Source organism: Paenibacillus luteus, from assembly GCF_006542765.1.
Classification (GTDB): Bacteria; Bacillota; Bacilli; order Paenibacillales; family Paenibacillaceae; genus Pristimantibacillus; species Pristimantibacillus luteus.
Window position 1 is genome coordinate 291,687 of record NZ_SKCD01000011.1, and the last position, 24,790, is coordinate 316,476.

Here is a 24,790-nt window from a genome sequence, read left to right on the forward strand (position 1 = left end):
AGTATAACAGCATAATACAACACAACAGAAAATAGATGCGATTCCTCTGATTGCCTTTCTATTGTTTACCCACATGAGAAGCTTTCCATTCAACAAACCAACCCGTTAGGAGAGAAAGAAATGACAGATGAACGCTATTTAAAAAGAACGATTGTTAAAGAAACGGTGCCTAGCCGCTATTTGCCGGAAGAGTCCCGCAATTTAAGAATCTTTTTGCCGCCCGGCTACAACGAGGTTTTGAGTTACCCGGTCGTCTATTGCCAGGACGGCGAGGACTTCTTTAACTTTGGGCGAATTGCGACAACAGCAACAAAATTGATTTTGGATGAGGGATTAGAGCCCTTCATTATTGTAGGTGTCGATGTTGACAAAAAAATCAGGACGGATGAATATGCACCCGACGGCAATCGACATGCAAACTACATTCGTTTCTTTGCCGAGGAGCTCATTCCGTTTGTCGAGGAGCGTTATTCGGTCAGAAATGATCCCGAGCATCGTCTGCTTGCCGGCGATTCGCTTGGCGGCTCCGTCTCGCTCCATCTGGCACTCACCTATCCAAAGCTCTTTACGCGCGTGATGTCGTTATCAGGCGCTTACTACGGCGTCTCGCAAAACATCATCTCCGAAGCAGGCGATCTTAGCTGGCTGAACATTTATATGATTGTGGGCTTACAGGAGGACGCCTATGAGACAGACCGAGGCGTGTTCGATTTTGTTGCTCTCAACCGCAATGCAAAGGCGCTTCTGGAGCACAATCAAGCGACCGTCTTCTATGAGGAGAAGGATGGCAAGCACCAATGGGGCTTCTGGCAGAAGGAACTTGACCGGGCTTTGTCCTATTTTATCGAAATTGAGTAGCCTCTTAAACGAATATGCCAATGAGCTAGATCCACGGCAAGAAAGTTCTAGCTTACAAACAAAAAAAGCTTCCCATCCGGCTATTTAGTATAGCCTTGGGAAGCTTTTTTTTCGAGAAGAGTTAGTTTTAATTTAAGTCCTCTTGCACTCGGCTTAACAGCTCCTTGCAGCCGCTCTCTACCAGCTCGAATACAAACGGAAAATTGCCATCATAATAAGGATCGGGTACATCCTCAATCCCCTGTTCAGGCAGCAGCTCCATAAAGGTAAACAGCTTGGCTTGTTCCCCTTGTTCTTTGGAGAGCAGCTTGCGCACATCACGCAGGTTGTTCGTATCCATACAAACGATGTAATCAAACGCGTCAAAATCTGTCGATGAAACTAAACGAGCCTTCATGCCCTCGTATGAAATGTGGTGCTCATCGAGCTGCTGCCTGGTTCCTTCATGCGGAGGATGGCCCAAATGCCAGTCACCTGTTCCCGCAGAATCAACTTCAATACGTTCTGACAAATTTGCAAGCTCCACCTGATGACGCATAACAGCCTCAGCCATTGGAGACCTGCAGATGTTGCCCAAGCATACGAATAATACACGTTTCTTCACGATTTGCCTCTTTTCTGCTGTTCATGAGCAGTATTAATATTTAATGATCGCCGCGGCAGCTTCCATTTATAATAGACAGACAGCATTCGGAAGCTTATGATGACGACGAATAAAAACAGCAGTTCTAGCGTAGATTTGAGCCAGCCTAGCCCAATAACCAACCCTGCGAGCATCGCCCAAACCGCATAAATTTCATCTTTCAACACTAGAGGTTTACGACCAGCGAGCACGTCGCGGATGATGCCGCCCCCGATTCCGGTCAGCATTGCAGCAACAAGCACCGCACTGAGCGGATGCTTCATCTGAGTCGCATAAAGTGCGCCCTGAATGGCAAATGCGGACAGGCCAATCGCATCAAAAAAAGCCTCGCTCCTTCGCCAGCGCTGAATCCATACCACTGGGAGCAGAAATGCGATCGTCATCGCTATCATGGCGATTTTCAACAAATAACCTTGGCTCCAAAGCGATGTCACCGGCATGCCAATCAATAGATTACGGACCACTCCCCCACCAAAAGCGGTTACGAGACCCAGTACGAACACACCTAATATATCGTACTCCTCTTCCATAGCTACAATTGCTCCGCTCACAGCAAATGCGATTGTGCCGATAATGCTAAAAACCCCAAAAATATCCATACTCACCGCAATAGCTCCTCGCTTCCCGTCCATGAACCGGCCGCATTCGCCGGTACTTTCCTACATCATTTTAGCTGGGCGCATGCGGTTTCGCAACGACAATTTTTGCAGTTCTTATTTCATGATCACGTTTCAGATAAGTTACCCTCTAGTCATTATAGTCAAAAAAGCTTTATACTTGTAATGTTTTCTAATGATTCCCCTGATGAGAAAGGATATTTGAATATGCAGCCTCTGATTGTCATTTGCACTGGCGGCCAGCTTGGTGACTGGGCGCTTGACTTCATAAACACGGCTGATCTGCTCATAGGAGCCGACAGCGGTGCCCGTTTTTTAATTTCACATGGCTTTCGCCCTGATATTGCAATCGGTGATTTTGATTCCGTATCAGAAGATGAACTGCTAGCCATACAGGCAAACAGCACCAAAACCATTTCATGTGATCCAATCGATAAAAACTACACTGATACTGAAATGGCTGTGCGTCTTGCGCTGGATCTGAAACCACGCAAGCTAGTACTCCTAGGGGCACTCGGCACGCGCTTCGATCATTCGCTGGCAAATGTCCATCTCCTTGCCCTTGCCATTGAACAGAATGTCAATGCTGCAATAATTGACGACCATAATAAAATCTCGCTCACAAAGGATCAAATGACTATTGAAACAGAGGGTTACCCAAATGTATCCCTGCTCCCTCTTTCCATGCGAGTCGAGGGCATTACGCTTACAGGCTTTCAATACCCTTTGAACGATGCGGTATTAACGATTGGACAGTCTCTTGGCATCAGCAACGTACTTATCTCCGCTTCCGGTACAATTCAATTGCGCACTGGACTACTCCTCGTCATTCAGAGCCGAGACTAAAAAACTCATGCTAAACAACTAAACTGAACCAGCCGCGGGAGCTCTTCAAGCAGCCTTTCCCGCGTAATGGGATCATCAAAGTTCCATTTCGCACCTAGCATAATGACTTGCCCATTCTGCACAGGACGAAGCTGCCCCCATATCCTACTGTTCAACAGTTGATTGGTGGCAAAACGGGAAGCTTCGTCCTCTCCGACTAACAAAACGAAGCGATCACCGTTAAACACAGCTATGTTTTCCAGTTCCAGCGCCTCGAATGGGATTTGATTTTGAATAAGCCTGTTCACTCCATCCGTTGGCCTAAAGGCTAAAGGATGATAAAGAGTCAGCGAGATTCCATGGTTGCCCATTACAAAAGCACGTCCCCCTACAACGACGAATATCGTCATCGTTTCACCAGAATGAATCGATGGTTTTAAAAGTCTCCACATCGTCTCAGCCTTCTTCTCATAACGGGCAATCCAGCTTTCGGCCTCCGTCTGCTTCCCTAAAATGACAGCGATTTGGCGAAGCCTTACATAGGTCGAAGCGTTTTTTTCTATGGCGATCGTAGGCGCAATCCTCGAGAAAGTGTCAAGCGGTTTGTCATGCGTACTGCAATGTAAAATCAGCTCGGGCTGCAGAGTCCCAATAATCCGTTCATCCGCTCGGCTTCCTATATCTGTAATATTTTGCAGCTCATTTCGAAATACAACCTGTTGGCCTATCAAAGAAAGATCAGCCCCAATTGGTCTTACTCCAAGCGCCAGCAAATCGCCGAGCGCATACCCAATAGCGACAACTTTAGAAGACTGGAGTGGAAAGGTGAGCTCAGCGCCTCCCCAAACTTGGATGCTGGAATGGGGACTATGCATGCGGACATATTTTTTCGGTGATAGGCCTGTCATTTGCCGAAAACGACGATTAAAGTAATATTCATCTTTGAAGCCCACGCTTTTTGCAATTTCCCTAAGCGGATCGTCGGATTGAAGCATGAGCGCTTTGGCTCTATTTATCCGAAGGTCAGCCAAGTAATCAAGCGGTTTCTGCCCGGTTATGGATTGGAAGATGGAGCTGTATTGCCAACGGCCCACCCCTGACATTCGCAAAAGCTGAACCACAGTAATAGGCTCACGATAATGCTCTTGCATATAAAGAACCGTCCCTTCCACTGCTTCGGTCGCATCAGGATAGCTTTGCGATTCCTTGGCATGTTCAAGCAGAAGCACAAATAACTCTAGCATCATCAACTGTCGTTTCATCTGCTCGAGGTTCGTTTCGCTTCGATCAGCAGCTAGAAGCTTTGTAAAAATTTCTTCTAAGGCAGAAATCTGTTGTACGGAAATGAGCTTGTAATAAGGAAGAAGCTCGGATAGCGACTCTGCCGGCTCACGCTCGCCTGCATGAAAGGCTCGCAGTACCATCCAGTAACCGGATAATTGGGTGCTTTCCAGATCCAAAAGGTTAAATTGGCTCTCTGGCAAGATTAATAAGCAATCCCCCTGCTGAACCGAATAGGAGATGCCATCAAGCCAAAGGGTGCCGTGACCGATAGTTATCGCTAATAGGATATGTTGCAAAGGCTTTGCAGGCATATGGTTTGAACATATAGACGGAGTCAGCAATCCGATCTCATCTAATGCGAAATAATAATGATTTGGCGAAGGAGAATTTATTAGGTTTGAGTTCAAGTGTCAGCCTCCCTCATTAAAGCATGAGAATAATTATCAATAATTCTATACTATACAAAAAAAAGAAGCGTTTCAACGGGTAGTTGAACGCTTCTTGCCGAACCTAATGAAATTATTGATTTACGATATTCGGAAGCTCGTCAAGCAGTCTTTCCTTCGTAATCGCATCGTCAAAATTCCACATCGTATTCAAATAATAGACCTTGCCATTTTTCACAGCCGGAATCGCTTTCCACAGTGGTTCATTGGTAAAGGAATCTGCCGCCGCACGCGTAGTCTCGTCATCATCCGTAAGAACGAACATCCACTCTCCTGCGAGATCGGCATATACTTCGCTTGAAATATTGGCAAAGGCTTCTCCTTTGTCAATTAGTTCTTCCTTCACTTTTGCGGAGGGTGAAAAACCGAGTGTCTCATACACCGTGGAGCCAAGCGAAGCATTCCCCATGATATAAAAGTCTTTGCCCAGCTGCAGAAATACAGATGCTGTTACGTCCGTATTAATGTTTAGCTTGCTTACGACATCTTTTGCTTTGGCATCGTAATTACTGATCCACTGCTCTGCTTCAGCTTGTTTGCCGAAAATATCTCCGAATACACGAAGGCGTTCATTTGTGGACAAACGGTCATACGTAATCGTCGGTGCAATTTTGGAGAGCTGATCGAAGGCGTTTTCTTCATAATAGCTCCCGCCGCTATCAAGCAAAATCAAATCCGGATCGAGTGCAGTCACTTTCTCTAGATCGCCAAGCAAGTCACCTACATCTGAGATGCCTTCGATAAGCTCCGGGTACGCAATTTGATCTCCAATGATCCCTAAAGCTGCTCCTACGGGCTTCACATCAATGGCAAGCAAATCTCCAAGCTCACCGCCTGTATAGATCACGCGTACAGCCTTTGTCGGAATTTCGACCTGATGCCCCTTTGAATCGGTATACATTCTTGTAGCCGGCTCACTTGATCCGGTTCCTTTGTTATTTGTGGTATTGCTTGCTTGTACGGTTGGTGCGTTCACGTTCGTATTTGTTTTCTCAGCATTTGAACCGCATGCTGACAGCAATGCCCCCATTACCATCGTCATACATAAAATAAAAATACGTGCATGTTTCATCTGAATTGTGCCTCCGGATTGTTCGTCATATTAGATAATGATAATCATTATCGTCAATGTCTATCTTAAATAAACTTTTCACCTGGCACAATGGACAAACGTCTGATATTTATTGGGACAAAAAACAGAGTACAAATTATAATAGCCTCTCGTTCTGTCAAGAACGAGAGGCTTCACGGTCAAATGCAATTTGTTGCTATAACTTCTCCTCCGGTGTCTCGATCGTAAGTCCTTCTACATGCTTTCGGTTCAACAGCTTCCGTACCTTTCTATTTTCTTTGGTTTCAAAAACAATATCGAGATCATATTGATCGTCCGGATATAGCTCTGCTTTTGGAATGTAGAGCTTCATTCTTTTGTGATTAAACGTAAACTTTTGACCCTGTACTTGAACAATCACATGGCCACGCTCGTCTGCGGGGCGGTACACAACCCCCATCCGATTGAGCGGGTAGATCCAAACCGCATCACCTTTAAGGAAAGCTTTCGGGCTCGCCTTCACCTGCTTCGGATCAGACTCTACGCTACCTGCTTTGGTTTCTAAAGCTGTTTCAACTCGCTCCCCCTTCATCGCAACTTCTCGAAACGTTCGTACTTCTTCATGTGTTCCATGCTCATTCGTTCGTATGCCTTCTTTTCTCTCAAGTAATTTTTCCGCTCGAAGCATCACTTCCTCAGGAAGACCATATCGCCTTGCGATGGCAAAAGCATGACTATTGCCAGCTTCGCCAATTTCTAACCGGTAAAGCGGCTTTAATGTATCGATATCAAAGGCCATCTTCCCGTTTTGGCAACCTACCGTGCGAGCAGCGAATGCTTTGATTTCATTGAAATGCGTCGTAGCCACAGCCAAAGCACCACGCTTTAAGAGCTGCTCCAATAATGCAATAGAGAGCGCGATTCCTTCTGCCGGATCAGTTCCGGCAGCTAGCTCATCGAGCAATAAGAGCGAATGCGGACTGGCTAGTTGAAGCATTTCCTTCAAAACAGTGATGTGTGAGGAGAATGTGCTTAGCGATTGTTCAAGGCTCTGTCCATCTCCTACATCTGCAATCACCTGCTGGAAAATCCCGATCTCGCTGCCCTCTTCGGCCGGAACCAACAACCCTGATTGCACCATCAGCACGAATAATCCGATCGTTTTTAATGTAATGGTTTTGCCGCCAGTATTGGGCCCCGTGATAATTAACTGCCTCCAGCCAAATCCGAGCTCAGCATAAAGCGGTACGGCATTTTTTCCGAGCAATGGGTGACGTGCGGCAACAAGCCGAATGACTGGCTGTGTGGATAGCTTGATTTTCTTACCCTCGAAGGATCGGGAAAGCTTAGCTCTTGCCGTAATAAAATCAAAGGAAGCCATCGCTTCAACATTCTGAAACAGCTCATGCGAGAACGATTCTGCAAGCTCTGAAAGCCTTGCCAAAACGACCGTTCTCTCCCTTTCCTCCTCCGTCTTCCATTGCTGAAGCTCCACCTGTAAATCAGCTACATCCATCGGCTCCACGAACAAGGTCTGACCACTTGCCGACTCATCCCATACGGTACCTAGCACTTGTTTGCGAAGCTCCCGCTTCACAGCAATAACAAATCGTCCATGTCGCTTGCTGATCACAGGCTCCTGCAGAGCGGAACGGTATTTGCTTAGCGCTAGCTCCATTTTTTTCTGAATTTTATCCTCTGATGCATAAATATGCCTGCGAATAAAGGCAAGGTCAGCGCTAGCCTGATCGGTAATAAGACCGTACCGGATAGAGCGGTTTATTTCCTCCCGCAGCTCCGGGCAATCATACATGGATTCCGCATAAGCTGCGATTGTAGGCGCTATTTCGCGTTTACTGTTCATGTATTTTTTCATTTGCACGACGGAGGTCAACCAGACGGACAAAAGCTCCAGCTCTTGTTCGTTATAAATTCTGCCTTTGCCGAGCAGCATTAGAAAAGGATCGATCCCCTCCATTGCCGATAGCGGTATGCTTGCACCGCTTCCAAGCAAACCATCCGCTTCCTCTGTTTCTTGCTGCCACGCCGCTACTTGGCGAAAGTTCGTGCTTGGTTCATGGCGTTCCGCTAATAATCTGCCAGCTGGTGATACGGTATAGCTTACTAGTTTATCTTTAACCTTGTCATACTCTAGTCTTACCCATGTTGCCTTATTCATCTTGGTAGCCTCCTCTAATTTTGGGCATAAAAAAAGACAGGAATAGAACGCGGGCGCGTTCCATTCCTGTCTTGCTCGACTCAAGCTCCAATACCGCTTCCAGCCTTAACGAATTCGTTAAACTGAAAACGGACATAAAAAAACCGTGCTGCGAGAGCACGGTGATTGGGCCGCTGTCGAATCGCTACAGGCGGAAATCCTCATGTCCTTAACTCTTGGCGCCAGATCACGAAATAGAGCCTTGCTGCAGGGTGCAATTCGCACCTTGCGATAATCGCAAGACCATCAGTCATCTGACCATATCCAATTTATGAGTTAAAGACACCAGCAAACATTAAAATTTCCCCTTTAAGCGTAATCATAATCTAAAATAAGGTTACACCCTTAATGTACAAAAAAAGACAAGCTATTGTCAAGTTTGTCTTTACCGTACATCATCTCTTAAATATCTATGACCATTCCGGTAACAGCAAGCCGGAGCTGTTCTGGCAGCCCGTAATCCTTGCAAGCATCAATGTCATGAGACATATGGGTGAGAACCGTATGCTTAGGCTTCCACTTGCTGATCAAGTCAATGGCTTCCACCACATCATATACTGATCTTGTTTCATACGCGAACGGCTCATGATAGAAGCTGGTTCCGAGTATGAGAAGATCCAGATTGGCTAGCGGCTTTTGCTGCTCTTCCGTCAACCCAATAGAGTCGGAGCAATATACCCATTTGAAGCCGGTATCAAGGTGCTCGAACCGAAAGGCATAGGCATACCCATTCTTGCCATGATTAACGCGCCAGCTGGCCGCCTTCCACTTCCCGATGCAAACCGGTTCATCAAAGGCTTTAAAGTGAATATGATTGCTTAGCCATGGAAACCGCTCCAGAATTTCCTGAATGACTTCAGAAGGGGCGTAGGCAAGGCCCTTCTTCTGCTGCCAGCGACAAGCATCCGCCCACTCAACCAAGCCGCCAATATGGTCAAAATGCGCATGCGTAATCAGAAGAGTATCAATTTCTCTTAAATTAGCTGCTTCCAATTGTTCACCAAAATCCGGCCCGCAATCAATCCAAACGTTACCTGCTTCCTCGTCCCACATGTGCAGCGAAGATCGCAACCGCCGGTTCAAGCCCGTTTCCCGTGCTTCCGAGCATGCACCGCAGTCACAATAAATGCGGGGCACACCCATGGAATCTCCCGTTCCCCTAAAAATAAGCCGGGTCATAGCGGATACAGCTCAAGTGAACCTGAAGTGCGAATTTGTTCCATCATGCGCAGCCATTCGGCTGGCTTGTTCGGCAATGCGGAATAATAGCCCTCCAAAAACTCAGCTACTAGCGAAGCATCGATTGCGGACAACTCTTCGTCCTTAGGCAGGAAGCACAAATCAAGCTCCGCAACCGCTTGGCCCTCATGATCCCATGACGGATGAACATAGCTAACGCCAATCCGTTTATAGCCGATATGAGACAATACTTCTCGGCGGACATAAGGATTCATAGGGGATACTCCACCAAACGCATGCTCTACAGCGCGATAAGGGTCATATACTTCAGCGAACATGCCGATTGGCGTTGTTCCCGATTGCTGCGCAAGCTTCTCCAAATCGCGTTCTCGATTACGCATCAAGAAACGGCCAATACCGAGCGATGCCTTGCCGATAATCGTGAAATCGGTCATCGCTACACGCAGTAAGGGGTAATAACGGTATTCTGTTGATCCGACTACTTCTCCTTCATGTATCGCAACATACACGTGAATCGTGGGATCTTCAAGCGGTTCCTTCCACAACTCATAAGCCAATACCTCTTCAGGCGGGAAAATCGTTTGCAATAATTTATGTAAAGCGCCAAAATATTGATCTTCAATGGAGCAAATACGATGATAAATAAGCATATAACAGTTCTCCTTTATTTAAATGGATTGCGCCATTCCATCATAGCAGCGCAGTTACTCGATTCCTCATCATCCAAATAATGATGTGCAACTCCGATTGGCATCCGGCCGCATCTGAGCAAGAAGGTGATGACCGGGTCTTTCAGATCACCCGAAATAACCTTCTCCAAATACGCTTCAGGCGACATTGCTTCCGCATAAGCCCCATAACCCGGCATACGCCCCCCGCCGAGCAGCCTGGTCAATCCCAGATTCACAACGGTTTCGTACATCGTTTGCATAAGCCATTTGCCGATGCCTGATTTCCGATATTCAGGTATCACACATATATCCACCACATACAAGGTGTCTCCGCTTGAGTTATGATTGCGAATATAACCGCTGCCCGCGATGGTATCCCAGTCATGGGCATGGCCGTAATCATTCATATTCACTTGCAAGCCTGTCATGGAGCCAATCAATCGGCCATCAACCTCTGCGCATATAGCGCCAGCAGCAAAGCGGGAGACATGCTCCGACAACTGCTCCTTGTTCCACCAAAGCTCCGAGGGATAAGGCGGTGGAAAGCTCACGCTCTGCACTTCAATCATGGCTTCAAAATCATCCTGGCCATAATTGCGGATGATGGTTCTGATTGGTTTTCCGTCAATAATCAAATAAAGCTCTTTGCGCATGGCTTTCCGCCTCTCCACCAAGATTCTATGATTTCCAATCTGGATACAGATCCGTGCGGCGGTCGCGCCAGGTCGTTACGGACCCTTTCTCCCGCACTTCCTCCAATAGTGCCAAATCAAGATCAGCTACGACGAGCATATCGTCATTGATAATCCCCTCACTCAAGATGCCTGCTGGAGGAAAAGGTATGTCATTAGGCGCTATAATAGCAGCCTGACCGAAGTTAGCACGCATCAGATCAACTTTGCGAAGTGAACCGACTGTACCGGTTGTCACGATATAAACCTGATTCTCAACCGCTCTCGCATGGCAGCAATATCTAACTCGGTAGAAGCCATGACGATCATCGGTACAGGAAGGACAGAAAATGACGTCCGCTCCCTTTGCCCTTGCCATTCTTACGATTTCAGGAAATTCAATATCATAACAGGTGAGCATCGCAATCGTGCCATATGCGGTCTCAAATACCTCAAGGCCTTCACCTGCGGACATATTCCATCCTTCTACCTCAGGCGGCGTAATATGTATTTTATGCTGCACATCAATTTTTCCTTCGGGATGAAAGAGATGTGCCGCGTTTCGTAAGCTTCCGTCTACGGTTTGAATAACATGCGTTCCACCGATAATATAGACGTCATATTCAGCCGCAAGACTACTGAACAACTTTAAGTACTGATCCGTAAAATCAGGAAGCTTGTGGATAGGGAGAGCATTACCCTGCTCGTCACCAATCGACATTAGCTGAGTCGTTAGAAACTCAGGGAACAAAATAAACTGAACCCCATACTCCGAGGCATTTCGCACATAATGAGTAACTTGCTCTGCAAATTGCTCAAAACTACTAATATCAGCAAGCATATATTGAACGGCTGCTGTCCGAAACTTCATTTCTCTTTTCCCCCATTAAGCCTTGTTATTGTTTCCGCTGCTTAAACTGCAAAGTTATGGTCGTGCCGAGATCAGGCAAGCTGAACACATCGACCTTCCCCTCATGCAGATCGACGATGCGTTTGGCAATAGATAATCCAAGTCCTACACCGCCCGTTGCACGGCTTCTAGCACCGTCTACACGATAAAATCGCTCGAATAAATGCGGAATCTCATTCTCCGGTATTCCCATTCCTTTATCCATGACCTCGATCTTCACGATATGTCTGACCAGCGAAATGGTGACATCAATCGGCTCCTTCGAGTATTTGATGGCATTATCAAGCAAGATGACAAGCAGCTGTCTGATCTTGTCTTTATCGCCAACCATACGAACAACTTTGGACATAGCTTTCACGCGGATCGGACGGCCAAAGGTCGTCTGCAGCATGGTAGCGAGCTCATCCACAACCTGTACGACGTCAAACAACTCTTGTCGCAGCCAATCCTCTTGCTCCGCTTCAGCGAGCATTAGCATGGACTTCGTTAAATTTTGCAGCCGGTTGGCTTCCTTGTCAATTGCCTCGATGGCTTCATTGCGCAGGCTCTCATCATCGCGTCCCCAACGTTTAAGCATACCAGCATAGCTGCTGATTACAGTTAACGGTGTCTTCAGCTCATGGGAAGCATCCGCAACAAATTGCTTTTGCTTCGCAAAGGTCCGATCGAGCCGCTCAATCATTTGATTAAACGCACGGACGAGCTGCAGCAGCTCTGCGGATTCCTCCTTGCTGCTAAGCTCAATTTGCCTAAGCTTGCCGCTCCGGTCAATTTCGCGCATCGTATTGACCATTTGCTGAATGGGAGCTGTTAGTCTGGAGGTGAACCAATAGGTACCGAAAATGGCGAACAAGATCGCGCCACCGCTCGTAACGCTAAGTGCAGCGACCAGCACCTGCAAATAATTATCTAGCTCATCCAATATACGATTAATCTCAAGCATAGCTATGACCCGATTTCCATCATATAAAGGGACGCGCATAAACAAAATGCGCTCCCCGCCCTTGGTGATCATCCCCGTATGGTGGTGAGACTCAAAAGTCGCTGGCAGCTGCTGAAGAAGCTCATCCGAGCCTGTTATGTTAACGACTCTATTATTAGGTGCAATGATGCGAATCATTTCGTTAACATTATAATATTCGTTGAGCAGCTCCGGATAGTTTAATCCTCGGCCGCTCTGAATTCGGGGATTCTCCAGCATGAGGTTCACCTTATTGGCAATAACCTCTTCTTCGCTTTCTGTTGTAATCTTGATTACATAAAAATAAACAAAAATATTAAACAAAATCAAAATAAAGATCAACCAAAAGATCGTAAAAAGCGTAAACCTTTTGCGCAGCGTCATGCGTCCGGCTCCTTGACCATGTAACCTACACCGCGAACCGTGTGAATTAGCTTATGACGATAGCCCTTGTCCAACTTCTGGCGCAAATAACGAATATAAACGTCTACGAGGTTCGTTTCCCCAATAAAATCATAGCCCCACACCTCAGACAAAATATCTTCGCGCGATTTCTCGTCATTTTTGTTCTCAACAAGGTACACGAGCAGTTCAAATTCGCGCGGCGTCAGCTCGATCAGAATATCCTTTCGATAAACTTTACGGGTCCGCAGCTCAATGGTAAGGTCGCCGACCTTTATCATATCTGAGCCTTCCGCTTCCTTTGGATACTGCTGGAAGATACGCAGAATGTTGCGGACGCGCGCAAGAAGCTCCTCCATGGCGAAAGGCTTCGTAATGTAGTCATTTGCTCCATGCTCAAAACCGCTCACCTTATCGGGGACCGTATCACGCGCAGTTAATAATATAATCGGTACCGGATTCCCTGCTTGGCGCAGCAAACGCAGCACTTCTATTCCACTCATTTCGGGCAGCATGACATCGAGCAATACAAGCTCCCATTCGCCTGTTGAAGCCATTTCATAACCAGTCCGGCCATCAGCGGCTGTGCCTACTGTATACCCCTCATGCTCCAGTTCCAGCTGTAAGATGCGGGAGATCCCCGCTTCGTCTTCTACGACAAGAATTCGTTCCTTCATCTTAGAGGTTCACCTGCTTCCAGTTGTAAATAAATCACTTGTACACGTTCATCGCTGATACTAAAAAAGCAAGATCGCTTAAATTTATCATAATGAAGACGTTTCACAAATGCAAGCAAGCCGATCTACAAAAAGAGTAGACCGGCAGCTATTGGGTTCAAATCAAGGATCAAATTAGCTTTGCATCGACCATGCCTCAACATCCCAAGTTTTGGTTACCCAATCCTCATAGAAATCAGGTTCATGGGACACGAGAACGACAGTGCCTTTGTATGCTTTAAGTGCACGCTTCAATTCAGCTTTGGCTACGATATCAAGATGGTTCGTCGGCTCATCGAACAAAATCCAGTTGCTCTCGCGCATCAAGAGCTTACACAGCCGAACCTTAGCTTGCTCGCCCCCGCTTAACTGATTAAGAGCTCGAGTAATATGCTCATTTTTCAGTCCGCAGCGCGCAAGCGCTGCACGAACCTCATGCTGGTTCATAAAGGAAAATTCGTCCCAAACATCCTCAAGCGGTGTCATCGTAGGCGCTTTAGCCTCCTGCTCGAAATAAGCGGAGTTCAAATAATCACCGAGATACGTTTTTCCATCCAGCGGAGGAATGACCCCCAGTATGGTTTTGAGCAGAGTTGACTTACCTACACCATTGCAGCCGACAATGGCGATTTTGTCTCCGCGCTCAATGGACATATTCATCTTGGGCAGCAGCGGCCTATTATATCCGATCACCATATCTTCAGCTTCAAATACCGTTTTTCCGCTCGTTCTGGATTCTTTAAAAGTGAAGGTCGGCTTTGCTGCCTCCTCCGGTTTGTCGATTCGGTCAATACGGTCGAGCTGCTTCTCTCGGCTCTTCGCACGGCCCGAAGTGGACGCACGCGCTTTGTTTTTATTAATAAATTCTTCTTGCTTCTTAATAAAATCCTTCTGTTTCTCGTAAGCATCGATGTGCTGCGCTTTGTTTAAGTCAGCCATTTCCAAAAACTTATCGTAATTGGCCGAATACCGCGTCATTTTCGTAAATTCAAGATGATAAATCACATTGACAACCTGATTCATAAAGGCCGTTTCATGAGAGATCAGGACAAAAGCATGCGGGTAATTTTTCAAATAATTCGTCAGCCAGTTAATATGCTCTTCATCCAAATAGTTGGTTGGCTCATCGAGCAGCAGCACGCCAGGTTTCTCCAGCAGCAGCTTTGCAAGCAACACCTTAGTCCGTTGCCCCCCGCTAAGCGCGGTTACGTCACGATCGAGCCCAATCGCATTAAGGCCTAGGCCGTTAGCCATCTCATCGACTTTCACATCAATCAGATAGAAATCACCGATCTCAAGCTCTTCTTGAATTTCTCCCATTCGGACGAGCAGCTCTTCCAGCGTATCCGCATCGACATCCGCCATTTGGGCAGCGATTTGGTTAAGCTCCTCTTCCAACTGCAGCATCGGTAGAAATGCATCTTTCAACACATCTCGGATTGTCTTGCCCGCTTCAAGCTTCGTATGCTGATCCAAATAACCGTAACGAACACGCGGCGTCCACTCCACCTTGCCTTCATCTTTAAGCAGCTTTCCTGTCAAAATATTCATTAATGTTGATTTTCCGGTACCATTCGCTCCGACTAGCCCGACATGCTCTCCTGCCAGTAAACGAAAGGATACGTTGCGAAACAGTACTCGGTCGCCAAACGTATGTGATAATTGCTCTACAGTTAACAAACTCATTTGTCTTTATCTCCATTCATGTATGCACCTTAACTAATGCTTGGGATGATTCCCGATTAACCCGTTTTATTGTACCACAAATACGGTCATTCTGTGTTTATTTCATTGTAAATGTGCTTGAAAATAGGCAGAAATGCTTGATTCAGCTGCTTGCGCATTCGAGAATCATCGGTTGCCCTTCGTCCACCGTATTGTATAGATAGAAGCTTCTCTTCATCAAGTCTCGGCAAAATCACAAATGGCTCTTCCGGAAACAAAGACAACCATTCGCTTCTCCCACGAAAGGATAAATCTTTATTCGCTACAAATTTCAGCTGTCCTCCTGAGGACTGCAGCTTCCGTTTGATCGAGTGCAGCTGTCTAAGGTCATTGGCTTGCCATTTAGATGCAGCCGGGTCTGCAACCACAAGTACAAGTGCTGATTCATTCAGTAGCTGAAGTGATTTGGCTTCTGACCATCTTGAGGACAGATCGATCAATTGAATTATTCCGCCCGCATGTCTTAAAACTTGTTCAAAACGTCTGTCCTCCACGAAGCCGCTCTGACTACGCTGCTCTGGATGCAGATAATACCAATTAACCATTTGTTCCCTATCACTAAATTGGATGAAACGCGAATCTCCAGCAGCTTGATGCAGCTGTTTATTATGTTGTCCGGAAAACCAAACATGCCATTCCGGCTTTACAAGCTCATACTCTACAGCCGTCACAAGCACTCCCTTCCTACCAAGCAGTTCAGCAAGCGCATGCGTCAGAAAGGTGGCTCCTGCGCCTGAAGATAAAGATAAAACACAAACACGTAACGGCTTGATTACGGTAGCGCTTTGCTTTGGTCCTCTAATCTCTTGTTGAGCAGCAGAGTGTTTAAACATCGTAAACGGTTGAAGAGCTTGCTCGACCTCCTTCATCGAGGCATACCTTAAAAGTGGATCCGATTGCAGCATGCGCAGCAGAACCATTTTAAAAGCTTCCTTAACATCAGCCTGCAGCTGCCTAAATGGCTCCATTTCTCCCCTGCTTCCAATCGAAGGTCGGTAGCTGTCACCTCCGCTAGCCAAATAAAAAAGCAGAGCTCCCAGTCCATAAACATCTGTACGTTCATCACTTTGGCCACCCTCTATTTGCTCCGGTGCTGCAAAGCCACGCGTGCCAAGCTGCAAGGTATCATGCAGCTGTCCCTCCTTGTACTGTCGCGATATGCCGAAATCAATAAGCTTGGCATCCCCTTGCTTATCGATCATGACATTCGATGGTTTTAAATCACGATGAATAATCGGTGGTTGATAGCTATGCAGATGGATGAGCGCGGAGCATAGCTGCAGTGCAAGCTGGATAAGTTCTGCAAAGGAAAAGTGATTCTTTTGATTTCGAAAAAACTCTGTTAATGTATAACCTTCAATATATTCCATTACAACCGCTTCAAATCCCAATTCGCTTCTACCAAAATAATCCACAATTAATGGCAGATGAGGGTGGTTGATTTTCATCATCAGCTGCGCTTCATCTGCGAGCATAATGTTTTTGTGCAGGTTCGGCTCTAGGACTTTGATAGCTCTCAGCTTGTTAGCTAGCTTCATATCCTCTGCCAAATAGATGCTCCCCATCCCGCCTCTGCCAATTTCCCGTATGATTCGGTAACGGCCTCCTATCATCGTTCCACTCATGACAGAAGCCTGCTCTTTTGTCGATTCAGCCATCTTTGATCCTCCATTAAACACAAAAAAGCACTCCAATACCATTTGTGACGAAACAAAGGTATCAGAATGCTTTTCTGATTGGTTATTATAAAAAATAAGTCTTTATTTGTATTGCCTAATAATGCAGCTTTATATTTCTTCTTGTTAGTCCTACTTTAACATATTTTGAAATAAGAATATAGATTTTATCTTTTTAGAATACGCGTTTCTGAGAATTAAGCACTTCAGATAGGAAAGCAAGCGCGAGGCCTTGGCCCCAGCCTTGAACCCGTTTATGCGCAACGTCCTTGTACCCTTGCTGATCGTTCATCACTGCCGTTCCTGCTGATACGTTAAGTACAGAACCATCTTCCGTAATCTGACTTAAAATACCGTCTATGGACCGTTGGATGTATTTGTTATATAAGGAACCGAATGTGAACAATCCAGTAGCAATACCTGCCGATCCTGAAGTTTCATGGTATGAGCGATCATCATTGAGAACCGTATGCCATAAGCCGTTATCTGCTTGCAGACGGACGAGCGTACTAAGCTGATCGCGCATCGAGCCTTCAATAATCATAAACGAAGGATGCTGCACCGCAATGTGCGGCAGCGCTTTAGCCATCGTAAGAGCTGCCCAGGAGTTGCCGCGAGCCCAGAAGATCGAAGACATATGGTTTTGCGCGATATTATCCCATCCGTGATAATACAAATTCGTAACCTGATCCTGCAGAAAATGCTCATGGCCATGATATTGCTTCAGACCATCTTCCAAATAATCCTCGCGACCTAGCAAATGCCCCATTCTGACAAGGAAATAACCTGCCATCATCATCGTATCTACCCATGCCTGCTCTGGAAAATTATAGCTCTCCGAATTGACGGTATGCTGGAAAACGCCATCTGCAAAACGAACCGCATCATGTTTTAAGTATTCTGCCATCTGGGTGGCAACGTTTAAATATTTTTCTTGATCAGTAGCTTTATAAAGCGAGATTAAAGCATGACCAATGGAAACCCCATTCACAGATAGCTTGGGAAGACCGTCTTCCAGCTTCTCATCTACCCACTCCTGCAGCAGCTTAATGTAGCGCTCATTGCCAGTGGCTTCATAGGCTTCCGCAACACCATAAAAAGCGACTCCCCCTGGCCAATCCCAACTAAAATCCATCCTAAATGTTCGGTCAACAACACGGTCAATAACCTCTCGAATGTGAGTATCGTCAAATTGAAGCTGAGGCATTTCCATCTTCCTCTCCTATTCTTCTGCTCAATTCCTATTTCAAACCACTTGTACTAATCCCTTCAACGATGTACTTCTGGAAGGCAAAAAATATAGCCAAGACCGGAATCAAGCTCACAATGGACATTGCGAACATGGCGCCCCAATTGGATACTGTATCACTATCCAAGAACATTTTCAGTCCCATGGATACCGGATACAAGCTTGGACGGTTCAAGTAAAGGACCGGTCCGAGCAAGTCTTCCCAGCGCCAGTAGAAAGAGAATATAGATGCTGTGGCCAATGCCGGTACAACCAATGGCAAAATGATTCGGAAAAACAAACGGAACTTTCCACAGCCGTCAATCGTGGCAGCTTCATCGAGCTCATTTGGAATCGTTCGGATAAACTGAATGAGCAAGAAGATGAAAAACGGAATGCCAAAATATTGTGGAATAACGATTGGTTTGATGGAATTAAGCCAGTGCAGCTTAGCAAACAAAATATATTGCGGCACAAGCACAACATCATGCGGCAGCATTAGCGTAACCATCATAATGCCGAACCAGAACGTTTTACCTGTGAAGTTAAGCCGTGCAAAGCCAAAGGCGATAAATGCCGATGAAAGCACGGCGCCAATGGTTGAGATGATAACGATCTCAAGGGAGTTCATGATGAAATTACCGAACGATTGCCCAGCGATGCCGATCCAGCCAATCCGGTAGTTATCCCAAATCCATGGCTGAGGAATGAGCGAATCCGCGGTTGCAAAAATCAGATTACTTTGCTTAAACGAGCTCATGAGCAGCCACAACACGGGATAAACCATAACAAGAGCAAGCGCGGCAACGAAGATATGGTAGATAGGCCACTTCAATTTTTTCAAGATCATGATTAATGGCCACCTTTCGATTCGTAATGTACCCATTTTTTGGAGGTGTAAAACAAAATCCCTGTCAAAATGGCAATGATGATCAGCATGATCCACGCCATTGCTGAAGCGTAGCCCATATCAAAGTAGACGAACGCCTGACGGAACAAATACAGCGAGTAAAGCAGCGTGCCATCCAATGGACCGCCTTCCCCTTTGGAAATAATATAAGCGGGAACAAAGGTCATGAATGCGCCAATCGTCTGCATAATCGTGTTGAACAAAATAATTGGGCTGAGCATAGGGATCGTAATTTTGAAGAAACGAATAATGGGTCCTGCTCCGTCAACATTCGATGCTTCATACAATTCCGGCGGAATATTTTTTAGACCAGCCAGGAAAATCAGCATAGAAGATCCAAATTGCCATACTGACAACGTAATGAGCATCCAGAGCGCAGCTGCAGGTTCAGCAAACCATCTCACGCTATCTAAACCGAGTGCATTCAGAAAAATGTTTATGACTCCTTCGTCACCGTAAAGGTTCCGCCACATGATTGATACTGCGACGCTGCCGCCAATAATGGAAGGAAGATAATAAACGGTCCGATATAACCCGATTGCTTTCGAAGCTGTATTTAAGATCATGGCGATAAATAAGGCAAATGCCAAACGAAGCGGAACGCCGATAAACACGTACAAGAAGGTTACTTTAAGTGATGCCCAAAATTTCGAGTCATCCGTAAACATCGTCGAGTAATTCTCTAATCCGATAAAGGATGGTGTCGACAAAAGGTCATAATTCGTGACCGAAAAATACAACGATGCTACTGCTGGAATCAAGGTGAAAAATAAAAATCCAATGACAAACGGTCCAATAAACGTGTAGCCAATTAAGTTGTTTTTAAGTGATAGCGATTTCATCTTATCCAACTCCTATACGAAGTCTAGCTTGCTGATCTCTTTTTAGTAAAAAAGCGATGGCCGATCTACCGACCAACCATCGCATCTACTCAAACAAAATTACTTGTTTTTCTTAAGAATGGAGGTTGCTTCGTCTCTGAATTTCTTAGCTGCATCTTCTGGCTTGATTTTGTTGTAGTTCATTTGCTCAGCAAGGCTAGTCAAGGATTTGAATACTTCAGCCGAACCGATAGGATCTGCTGGGTCCATTGGGGAGCTGTTTGCTTCAGCCCAAGCAACATAGTCATAAACTTGAATTTGTGCTTCAGTAGAAACTTCTTTCAGCGCATCTTTTACTTTTGAAGAAACCGGTACACCACGGTCGCCAAGGATCAATTTGTTTGCTTCGATATCGTTTACGAAGAAGTTGATAAATTTAGCCGCTTCTTCTTTTGCTTTCGAGTGCTCAGAAATGGAGAAGAACATACTTGGTTTCAGGAACAAGCCTTTTTCCATGTTCGGACCAGCCATTGGAGCAATTGCAAGCGGACGGTTAGCAACTTGCTGCAAACCTACGTATTGATTCGACCACTGCCATACGCCGATACCTTGGTTAAGTACAAGATGGCTGTCTTCAGCGCCTTTAATTTGAGCTAGCACGTCTGGTGATGGTACTGCTCCGTCAATGACGAGCTTAGCTAGCATTCCGAAGAAATCGGTAAATAGTTGATCATCCTCATAACCAAGACCGTTGCCTTCTGCATTAAATAATGTTTTGCCTAAAGTACGCAGGTAGTAGCCAAAGAATACTTCTGGACGCATGCCGTTATCGAAATAAATGCCAGCTGCTTTAGCTTTCTCAGCCATTGCTACGTAATCATCCCATGTGAAGTTTTCAGGAATGGAATCGATGCCTGCTTTTTTCAGAAGAGCTGGGTCATAGTTAAATCCAAGTGCATTTACCCCGAGGTTCATACCGTAAAGTCCATCGCCTAATTTACCACCGTCAATGGCATTTTGGCTAATGTCAGTGACATCGATTTGATTGCCTAGGTATGGTGTCAAATCAGCCAGTTGTTTCCTACCAGCGTATTGAGAGTAATTTTGCGTATCGATTTGAATGATATCTGGAAGTTCATTTGCAGCTGCTTGTGGAGCAAGCTTTTTCCAATAATCGTCATAGTTTGCATATTCCATTTCAATCGTTACATTCGGGTTTTTAGCTTTGTACATTTCAATAACTTTCATCGTGTAGTCGTGACGAGGCTGTCCACCCCACCAAGCGATACGTAGAGTAACCGGCTTTGCTTCCGCTGGCTCTTCTTTCACTTCATTGGTCGTTTTCGGTGTGTTGGTAGCATTCGTTGTCTTGCCATTGTTTGAGTTTCCGCCGCAAGCGCTTACGAGAACTAGTGCAACTGCTGTGAGCATTAAAAGCATTTTCTTTGGTGCTTTCATTGTGTTACGCCCCTTCCAGACTCTTTAATGTTGTTTACAAGCTTTATTATAGGTGTAATGTCGAAATGTCGGAATTAAAAAAACCGCTTTCTTTGTTAAAAAAACAGAGGTCGCCATTAAGGCGACCTTTTGAAATCCGATGGGGTAAACCCCGTATGTTTTTTGAAAACCTGACTGAAATATTGGGGATTGTCTCCGAATCCGAATTTCTCAGCGAGCTCGAAAACCTTAACGTCCCCTGTTTTTTCGATTTCCTCTACAGCCTTCTCCATTCTCAAGCGAACAACATAATTTGAAAATTTCTCACCGGTTTCCTTTTTAAATAGCTTTCCTAAATAATCAGCATTCATATACAAGATCTCGCTTGCTACCCAGTTCAATGAAAGCGCCGGATTAGACAATTGCTCTTCTATGACTTGGATCATCTTATGAATAATGCCGGAATGCTTCTTAATTTGAAAATGGAAATTGTGCAGACAAATTTGTTCCGCATTTTCCGTAACGAACTGTTCAAGCGTCCGCAGGGTGCAAAACTGATCAAAGCTCGCTATTTTTTTCAGATACTCGTTAATCTCTTCCGGTTTGCCTTGGCGGACAATGGAGATATAGAGCGGAATGACATAAGATTTAGACAGATGCGTATCCATCCTACTTTCCGCAAGCAGGCTGAAATAATGCTGAAGCTCAGCCTGCACGTAAGTCCAGTCCCCTGATTTAACATGCATGCAGAGAGGCTCTTCATCATAAAAGAATGCCTTTATGGATTCATCATCTTCTCTTTCAACATCCTTCTGGGTAATGATGCTGCCTTCACCTAAGTAAAACTGGTAGTTCAAGCATTCCAGCGTTTCTCGGTACATTTTGCGCGCATGGACAATTTGCCTTGGATCGCTAACCGCAACAGTTGCATCGAGCTTGTAGTAGGTAGAGAAGGTTTTCTTAATCTCATTAAGCAATACGAATAATGAAGACGCATCTTCCATTTCTTTGATGAGCAGCAGCACATGCTTACCGATCGTTGTACTGAGAAGGACTATGGATTTGCCTAGTACATCCTGAGCAATATTTTTAATGGCGAACATATGCTCAAATTCAAACTTCCCTTCGATCTGAAACAACAGCAGCTGTACCCGATCATTTTCCATCGTAATGTGAAACAATTCACCATAATCGTCCCAGTCACGCTTGCCATACGTTTTATTGGTTACAAGCTCCTTTAAGAACTGCTCCTTGGCATGCGGCAGCACTTTAGACAGTTCCTTCTGGATATTTAGCATAAAGCTCTTCTGTGATTGCTGCTGTTCAAGTTCTGCAATCACTTCAGATAAAGCTTCCGTGATTAAATTTTCGTTGCATGGCTTCAGGAGATAATGTTTTACGCCAAATTGCATGGCTGTTCGCGCAAAATCAAATTCACTAAAGCCTGATAATAATATAAATGCGATATGCGGATATTTCTCATGCACCTTCTCAACAAGCTGCAATCCGTTCATGCCTGGCATTTTGATATCGGAAATGACAATATCGGGCATATGGCTTTCAATAAATGCCAATGCCTCGAGTCCATTACGCGCCGTACCCGCAAGCTCCGTGTTAGAAGCATTCCAATCTACAGTAAGCGATATGCCCTCAACAATAATTCGCTCGTCGTCAACCAGAAGCACCTTATACAATAGAATCCCTCATTTCGAATGGAAGTATCATAATTACCTTTGTGCCTTCGTTTGGCTCGCTTTCAACTGTCAATCCGTAAGACTCTCCATATAGAAGCTTGATTCGCTCCTCGATATTTTTCAAGCCCAAGCCGGAGCCCTTTGTTTTCACTTGACCGCTTAGCAGCTGTGCAACGAATGCTTTGTCCATACCCGGTCCATTATCTTCAACAGAGACATAAAGCAGCTCATCTTCGGTATACGCATGGATTTTTATGCTGCACGTGTCGATCATTTGCTCAAGGCCATAATTAATGGCATTCTCTACGAGCGGCTGAAGCGACAGCTTCGGAATGCTGCAATAAAGCAGCTTCTCTGCTACATCAACTTGGAAATCAAGACGCTCCTCAAACCGGTATTTTTGGATTGTAACATAATGATTAATAATTTCGAGCTCTTTGCTCATAGGAATAAGCGGTTCTTTCAAGTTGATTGAAGTTCTAAGCAACGAGCCTAACGCTTCAACCATTTGTGAAATATGCGTTTGCTTGCTTAGCTTTGCTGACCAGTTGATCGACTCCAAAGTGTTGTACAAAAAATGCGGATTAATTTGCGCCTGCAGCGCTTTGAATTCCGTGTCACGAATCGTAAGCTGCTTCACATAGTTCTCGTGAATAAGCTCATTAATTCGTTCAACCATGATGCGGAAATTACGATGCATTTGCCCCGCTTCATCCATAGCAAGCGCTCGCTCGTTCGGTTCCTCCATATACTCAAAATGGCCCAGCTGGACCCTTTTCATTTTCGCGTTCAGCCGCTCGATCGGCTCCGTAATTCCTCTCGCAAAAGCGACGGCGATGAGCAGAATGACAACAAACAAGATCGCCAAAATCATCAAAATAGTATTTTTGACCTTGGCAACGCGGTCAAAAATGTCATCAAACGGAATTAACGTATAATAAGTCCAATCTGTGTAAGTGGAAGCGATATAGGTTACAAAGTACTGTTTGCCTTCGTAGCTGATCACTTTATATCCTTCGCTGCCGGTGAGCTGCGACAAACTGTCAATTGGGAACGCTGACGCTTCGGGATATACTGGCTCATTATTTTTCATAATAATAAGCTGGGCGTCGTTGCTGTTCATTCCTTTGGCTAAGTCCCGAAAAAGCTTATTCATATCAATTCGAAGCGCCAACGTTCCGATATAATCCAAATTCAATTGCTCAAATGACCGAACCTCGCGCGCCGCAATTAATGATTTATCGTTATTGTAAGGTGCAATCCACGTATTGCCACCTTTGTTGACAGCTGTTAGCTGCTTATACGAGTTCAAGCGATCCTGATAAAAAGTTATAGAGTTGGCGCCAACCGCGTACTCATTATCAAAATAATCATAAAGTTGGGCTGAAAGTACGTATTTATCCAGCGCTCCAATGTTTACCATTCTTTCTCTTACCGTCAACTGGACAACATAATTGTCATACTTGGACAAGCCGCTCTTGATCGACCGCAAATATTTTTGAATCGTTGTGTCTGTTGTCAGCATGAAAGTAAGCTTTTCCATTCTTTTGAGCTCATTCTCGATGCTAATGGAAGATAAGCTAAGCGCTTTGGATGATTGCTTATAAATCTCTTCATCGTAAAAATCAAATGCATACTGTTGAATAATAATGGCGAGTACCGCCACAAACAGCATAACGACTGAGATTAACACGAACATTTTATGCTTGATCCGCAAATTCAGATAAAGCGCTTTCAGATTAAGCATAGACGTTGCCTCCTCGGACGTTGCCCTAATCAGTTGCTTATCCAATATAACAAAACCAGCTGCGCAAGGAAACAAGCGA

General features: G+C 45.3%; 21 protein-coding genes. 2 read left to right on the plus strand and 19 right to left on the minus strand.

Going from position 1 to position 24,790, the window contains the following annotated elements; translation table 11 throughout:
- Window positions 1–120: 120 nt before the first annotated feature.
- Window positions 121–858 (plus strand): alpha/beta hydrolase, encoded by a 738-nt coding sequence (locus tag E0496_RS09305; protein ID WP_141501302.1) that lies wholly within the window; start codon window positions 121–123, stop codon window positions 856–858.
- A 127-nt stretch (window positions 859–985) separates the two neighbouring features.
- Here E0496_RS09305 and E0496_RS09310 read toward each other — a convergent pair whose 3' ends face one another.
- A complete protein-coding gene (locus E0496_RS09310; protein ID WP_141501303.1) occupies window positions 986–1,465 on the minus strand; it encodes a low molecular weight protein-tyrosine-phosphatase in 480 nt (159 codons plus the stop codon).
- Window positions 1,459–2,100, minus strand: coding sequence for a trimeric intracellular cation channel family protein (locus E0496_RS09315; RefSeq protein ID WP_141501752.1), 642 nt, complete (start codon window positions 2,098–2,100; stop codon window positions 1,459–1,461). Before E0496_RS09315 ends, E0496_RS09310 begins: the two co-directional genes overlap by 7 nt.
- A gap of 225 nt (window positions 2,101–2,325) precedes the next feature.
- On the opposite strand from E0496_RS09315, the gene E0496_RS09320 reads away from it, so the two are divergent.
- Entirely contained in the window at window positions 2,326–2,964 is a 639-nt protein-coding gene (locus tag E0496_RS09320; protein ID WP_141501304.1) for a thiamine diphosphokinase, read from the plus strand.
- Window positions 2,965–2,969: 5 nt separating this feature from the next.
- On the opposite strand, the gene E0496_RS09325 is transcribed toward E0496_RS09320, so the two are convergent.
- The 17 genes from E0496_RS09325 to E0496_RS09405 all read right to left on the minus strand — a co-directional run bounded on the left by E0496_RS09325 (window position 2,970) and on the right by E0496_RS09405 (window position 24,711).
- Window positions 2,970–4,634: an AraC family transcriptional regulator gene (locus tag E0496_RS09325; RefSeq protein WP_141501305.1), complete on the minus strand. Its 1,665-nt coding sequence runs from the start codon at window positions 4,632–4,634 to the stop codon at window positions 2,970–2,972.
- A 112-nt stretch (window positions 4,635–4,746) separates the two neighbouring features.
- Window positions 4,747–5,745: an ABC transporter substrate-binding protein gene (locus E0496_RS09330; protein WP_141501306.1), complete on the minus strand. Its 999-nt coding sequence runs from the start codon at window positions 5,743–5,745 to the stop codon at window positions 4,747–4,749.
- Between the two features lie 196 nt (window positions 5,746–5,941).
- A complete protein-coding gene (locus E0496_RS09335; protein ID WP_141501307.1) occupies window positions 5,942–7,903 on the minus strand; it encodes an endonuclease MutS2 in 1,962 nt (653 codons plus the stop codon).
- A gap of 441 nt (window positions 7,904–8,344) precedes the next feature.
- The gene (locus E0496_RS09340; RefSeq protein ID WP_141501308.1) at window positions 8,345–9,121 is read right to left on the minus strand and encodes an MBL fold metallo-hydrolase; all 777 of its coding nucleotides are present in this window, start codon (window positions 9,119–9,121) and stop codon (window positions 8,345–8,347) included.
- A complete protein-coding gene (locus E0496_RS09345; protein ID WP_141501309.1) occupies window positions 9,118–9,792 on the minus strand; it encodes a GNAT family N-acetyltransferase in 675 nt (224 codons plus the stop codon). The genes E0496_RS09340 and E0496_RS09345 overlap by 4 nt, the downstream gene beginning before the upstream one ends.
- Before the next feature lie 14 nt (window positions 9,793–9,806).
- Window positions 9,807–10,466 carry a GNAT family N-acetyltransferase gene (locus E0496_RS09350; protein ID WP_141501310.1) on the minus strand — a complete coding sequence of 220 codons (660 nt, stop codon included), beginning with the start codon at window positions 10,464–10,466 and terminating at the stop codon, window positions 9,807–9,809.
- Window positions 10,467–10,491: 25 nt separating this feature from the next.
- Window positions 10,492–11,355 carry a carbon-nitrogen hydrolase family protein gene (locus E0496_RS09355; RefSeq protein ID WP_141501311.1) on the minus strand — a complete coding sequence of 288 codons (864 nt, stop codon included), beginning with the start codon at window positions 11,353–11,355 and terminating at the stop codon, window positions 10,492–10,494.
- Between the two features lie 25 nt (window positions 11,356–11,380).
- Complete coding sequence (locus E0496_RS09360; protein WP_139999168.1) at window positions 11,381–12,739, minus strand: HAMP domain-containing sensor histidine kinase; 1,359 nt, start codon at window positions 12,737–12,739, stop codon at window positions 11,381–11,383.
- Entirely contained in the window at window positions 12,736–13,434 is a 699-nt protein-coding gene (locus E0496_RS09365; protein WP_138751161.1) for a response regulator transcription factor, read from the minus strand. The genes E0496_RS09360 and E0496_RS09365 overlap by 4 nt, the downstream gene beginning before the upstream one ends.
- 174 nt (window positions 13,435–13,608) lie before the next feature.
- Entirely contained in the window at window positions 13,609–15,159 is a 1,551-nt protein-coding gene (locus E0496_RS09370) for an ABC-F family ATP-binding cassette domain-containing protein (protein ID WP_141501312.1), read from the minus strand.
- Between the two features lie 86 nt (window positions 15,160–15,245).
- Complete coding sequence (locus E0496_RS09375; protein ID WP_161601350.1) at window positions 15,246–16,856, minus strand: serine/threonine protein kinase; 1,611 nt, start codon at window positions 16,854–16,856, stop codon at window positions 15,246–15,248.
- A 193-nt stretch (window positions 16,857–17,049) separates the two neighbouring features.
- The gene (locus E0496_RS09380) at window positions 17,050–18,081 is read right to left on the minus strand and encodes a glycoside hydrolase family 88/105 protein (RefSeq protein WP_141501753.1); all 1,032 of its coding nucleotides are present in this window, start codon (window positions 18,079–18,081) and stop codon (window positions 17,050–17,052) included.
- 34 nt (window positions 18,082–18,115) lie between these two features.
- Window positions 18,116–18,952: a carbohydrate ABC transporter permease gene (locus E0496_RS09385; RefSeq protein ID WP_139999174.1), complete on the minus strand. Its 837-nt coding sequence runs from the start codon at window positions 18,950–18,952 to the stop codon at window positions 18,116–18,118.
- 2 nt (window positions 18,953–18,954) lie between these two features.
- Window positions 18,955–19,854, minus strand: coding sequence for a carbohydrate ABC transporter permease (locus E0496_RS09390; RefSeq protein WP_141501314.1), 900 nt, complete (start codon window positions 19,852–19,854; stop codon window positions 18,955–18,957).
- Window positions 19,855–19,953: 99 nt separating this feature from the next.
- On the minus strand, window positions 19,954–21,291 hold the full coding sequence (locus E0496_RS09395; RefSeq protein ID WP_241674660.1) for an ABC transporter substrate-binding protein: 1,338 nt from the start codon (window positions 21,289–21,291) through the stop codon (window positions 19,954–19,956).
- A 116-nt stretch (window positions 21,292–21,407) separates the two neighbouring features.
- Window positions 21,408–22,955, minus strand: a complete 1,548-nt coding sequence (locus E0496_RS09400) for a response regulator (RefSeq protein WP_338325842.1) — start codon at window positions 22,953–22,955, stop codon at window positions 21,408–21,410.
- Between the two features lies 1 nt (window position 22,956).
- Window positions 22,957–24,711, minus strand: coding sequence for a sensor histidine kinase (locus E0496_RS09405; protein WP_161601351.1), 1,755 nt, complete (start codon window positions 24,709–24,711; stop codon window positions 22,957–22,959).
- Between the last annotated feature and the right edge of the window lie 79 nt (window positions 24,712–24,790).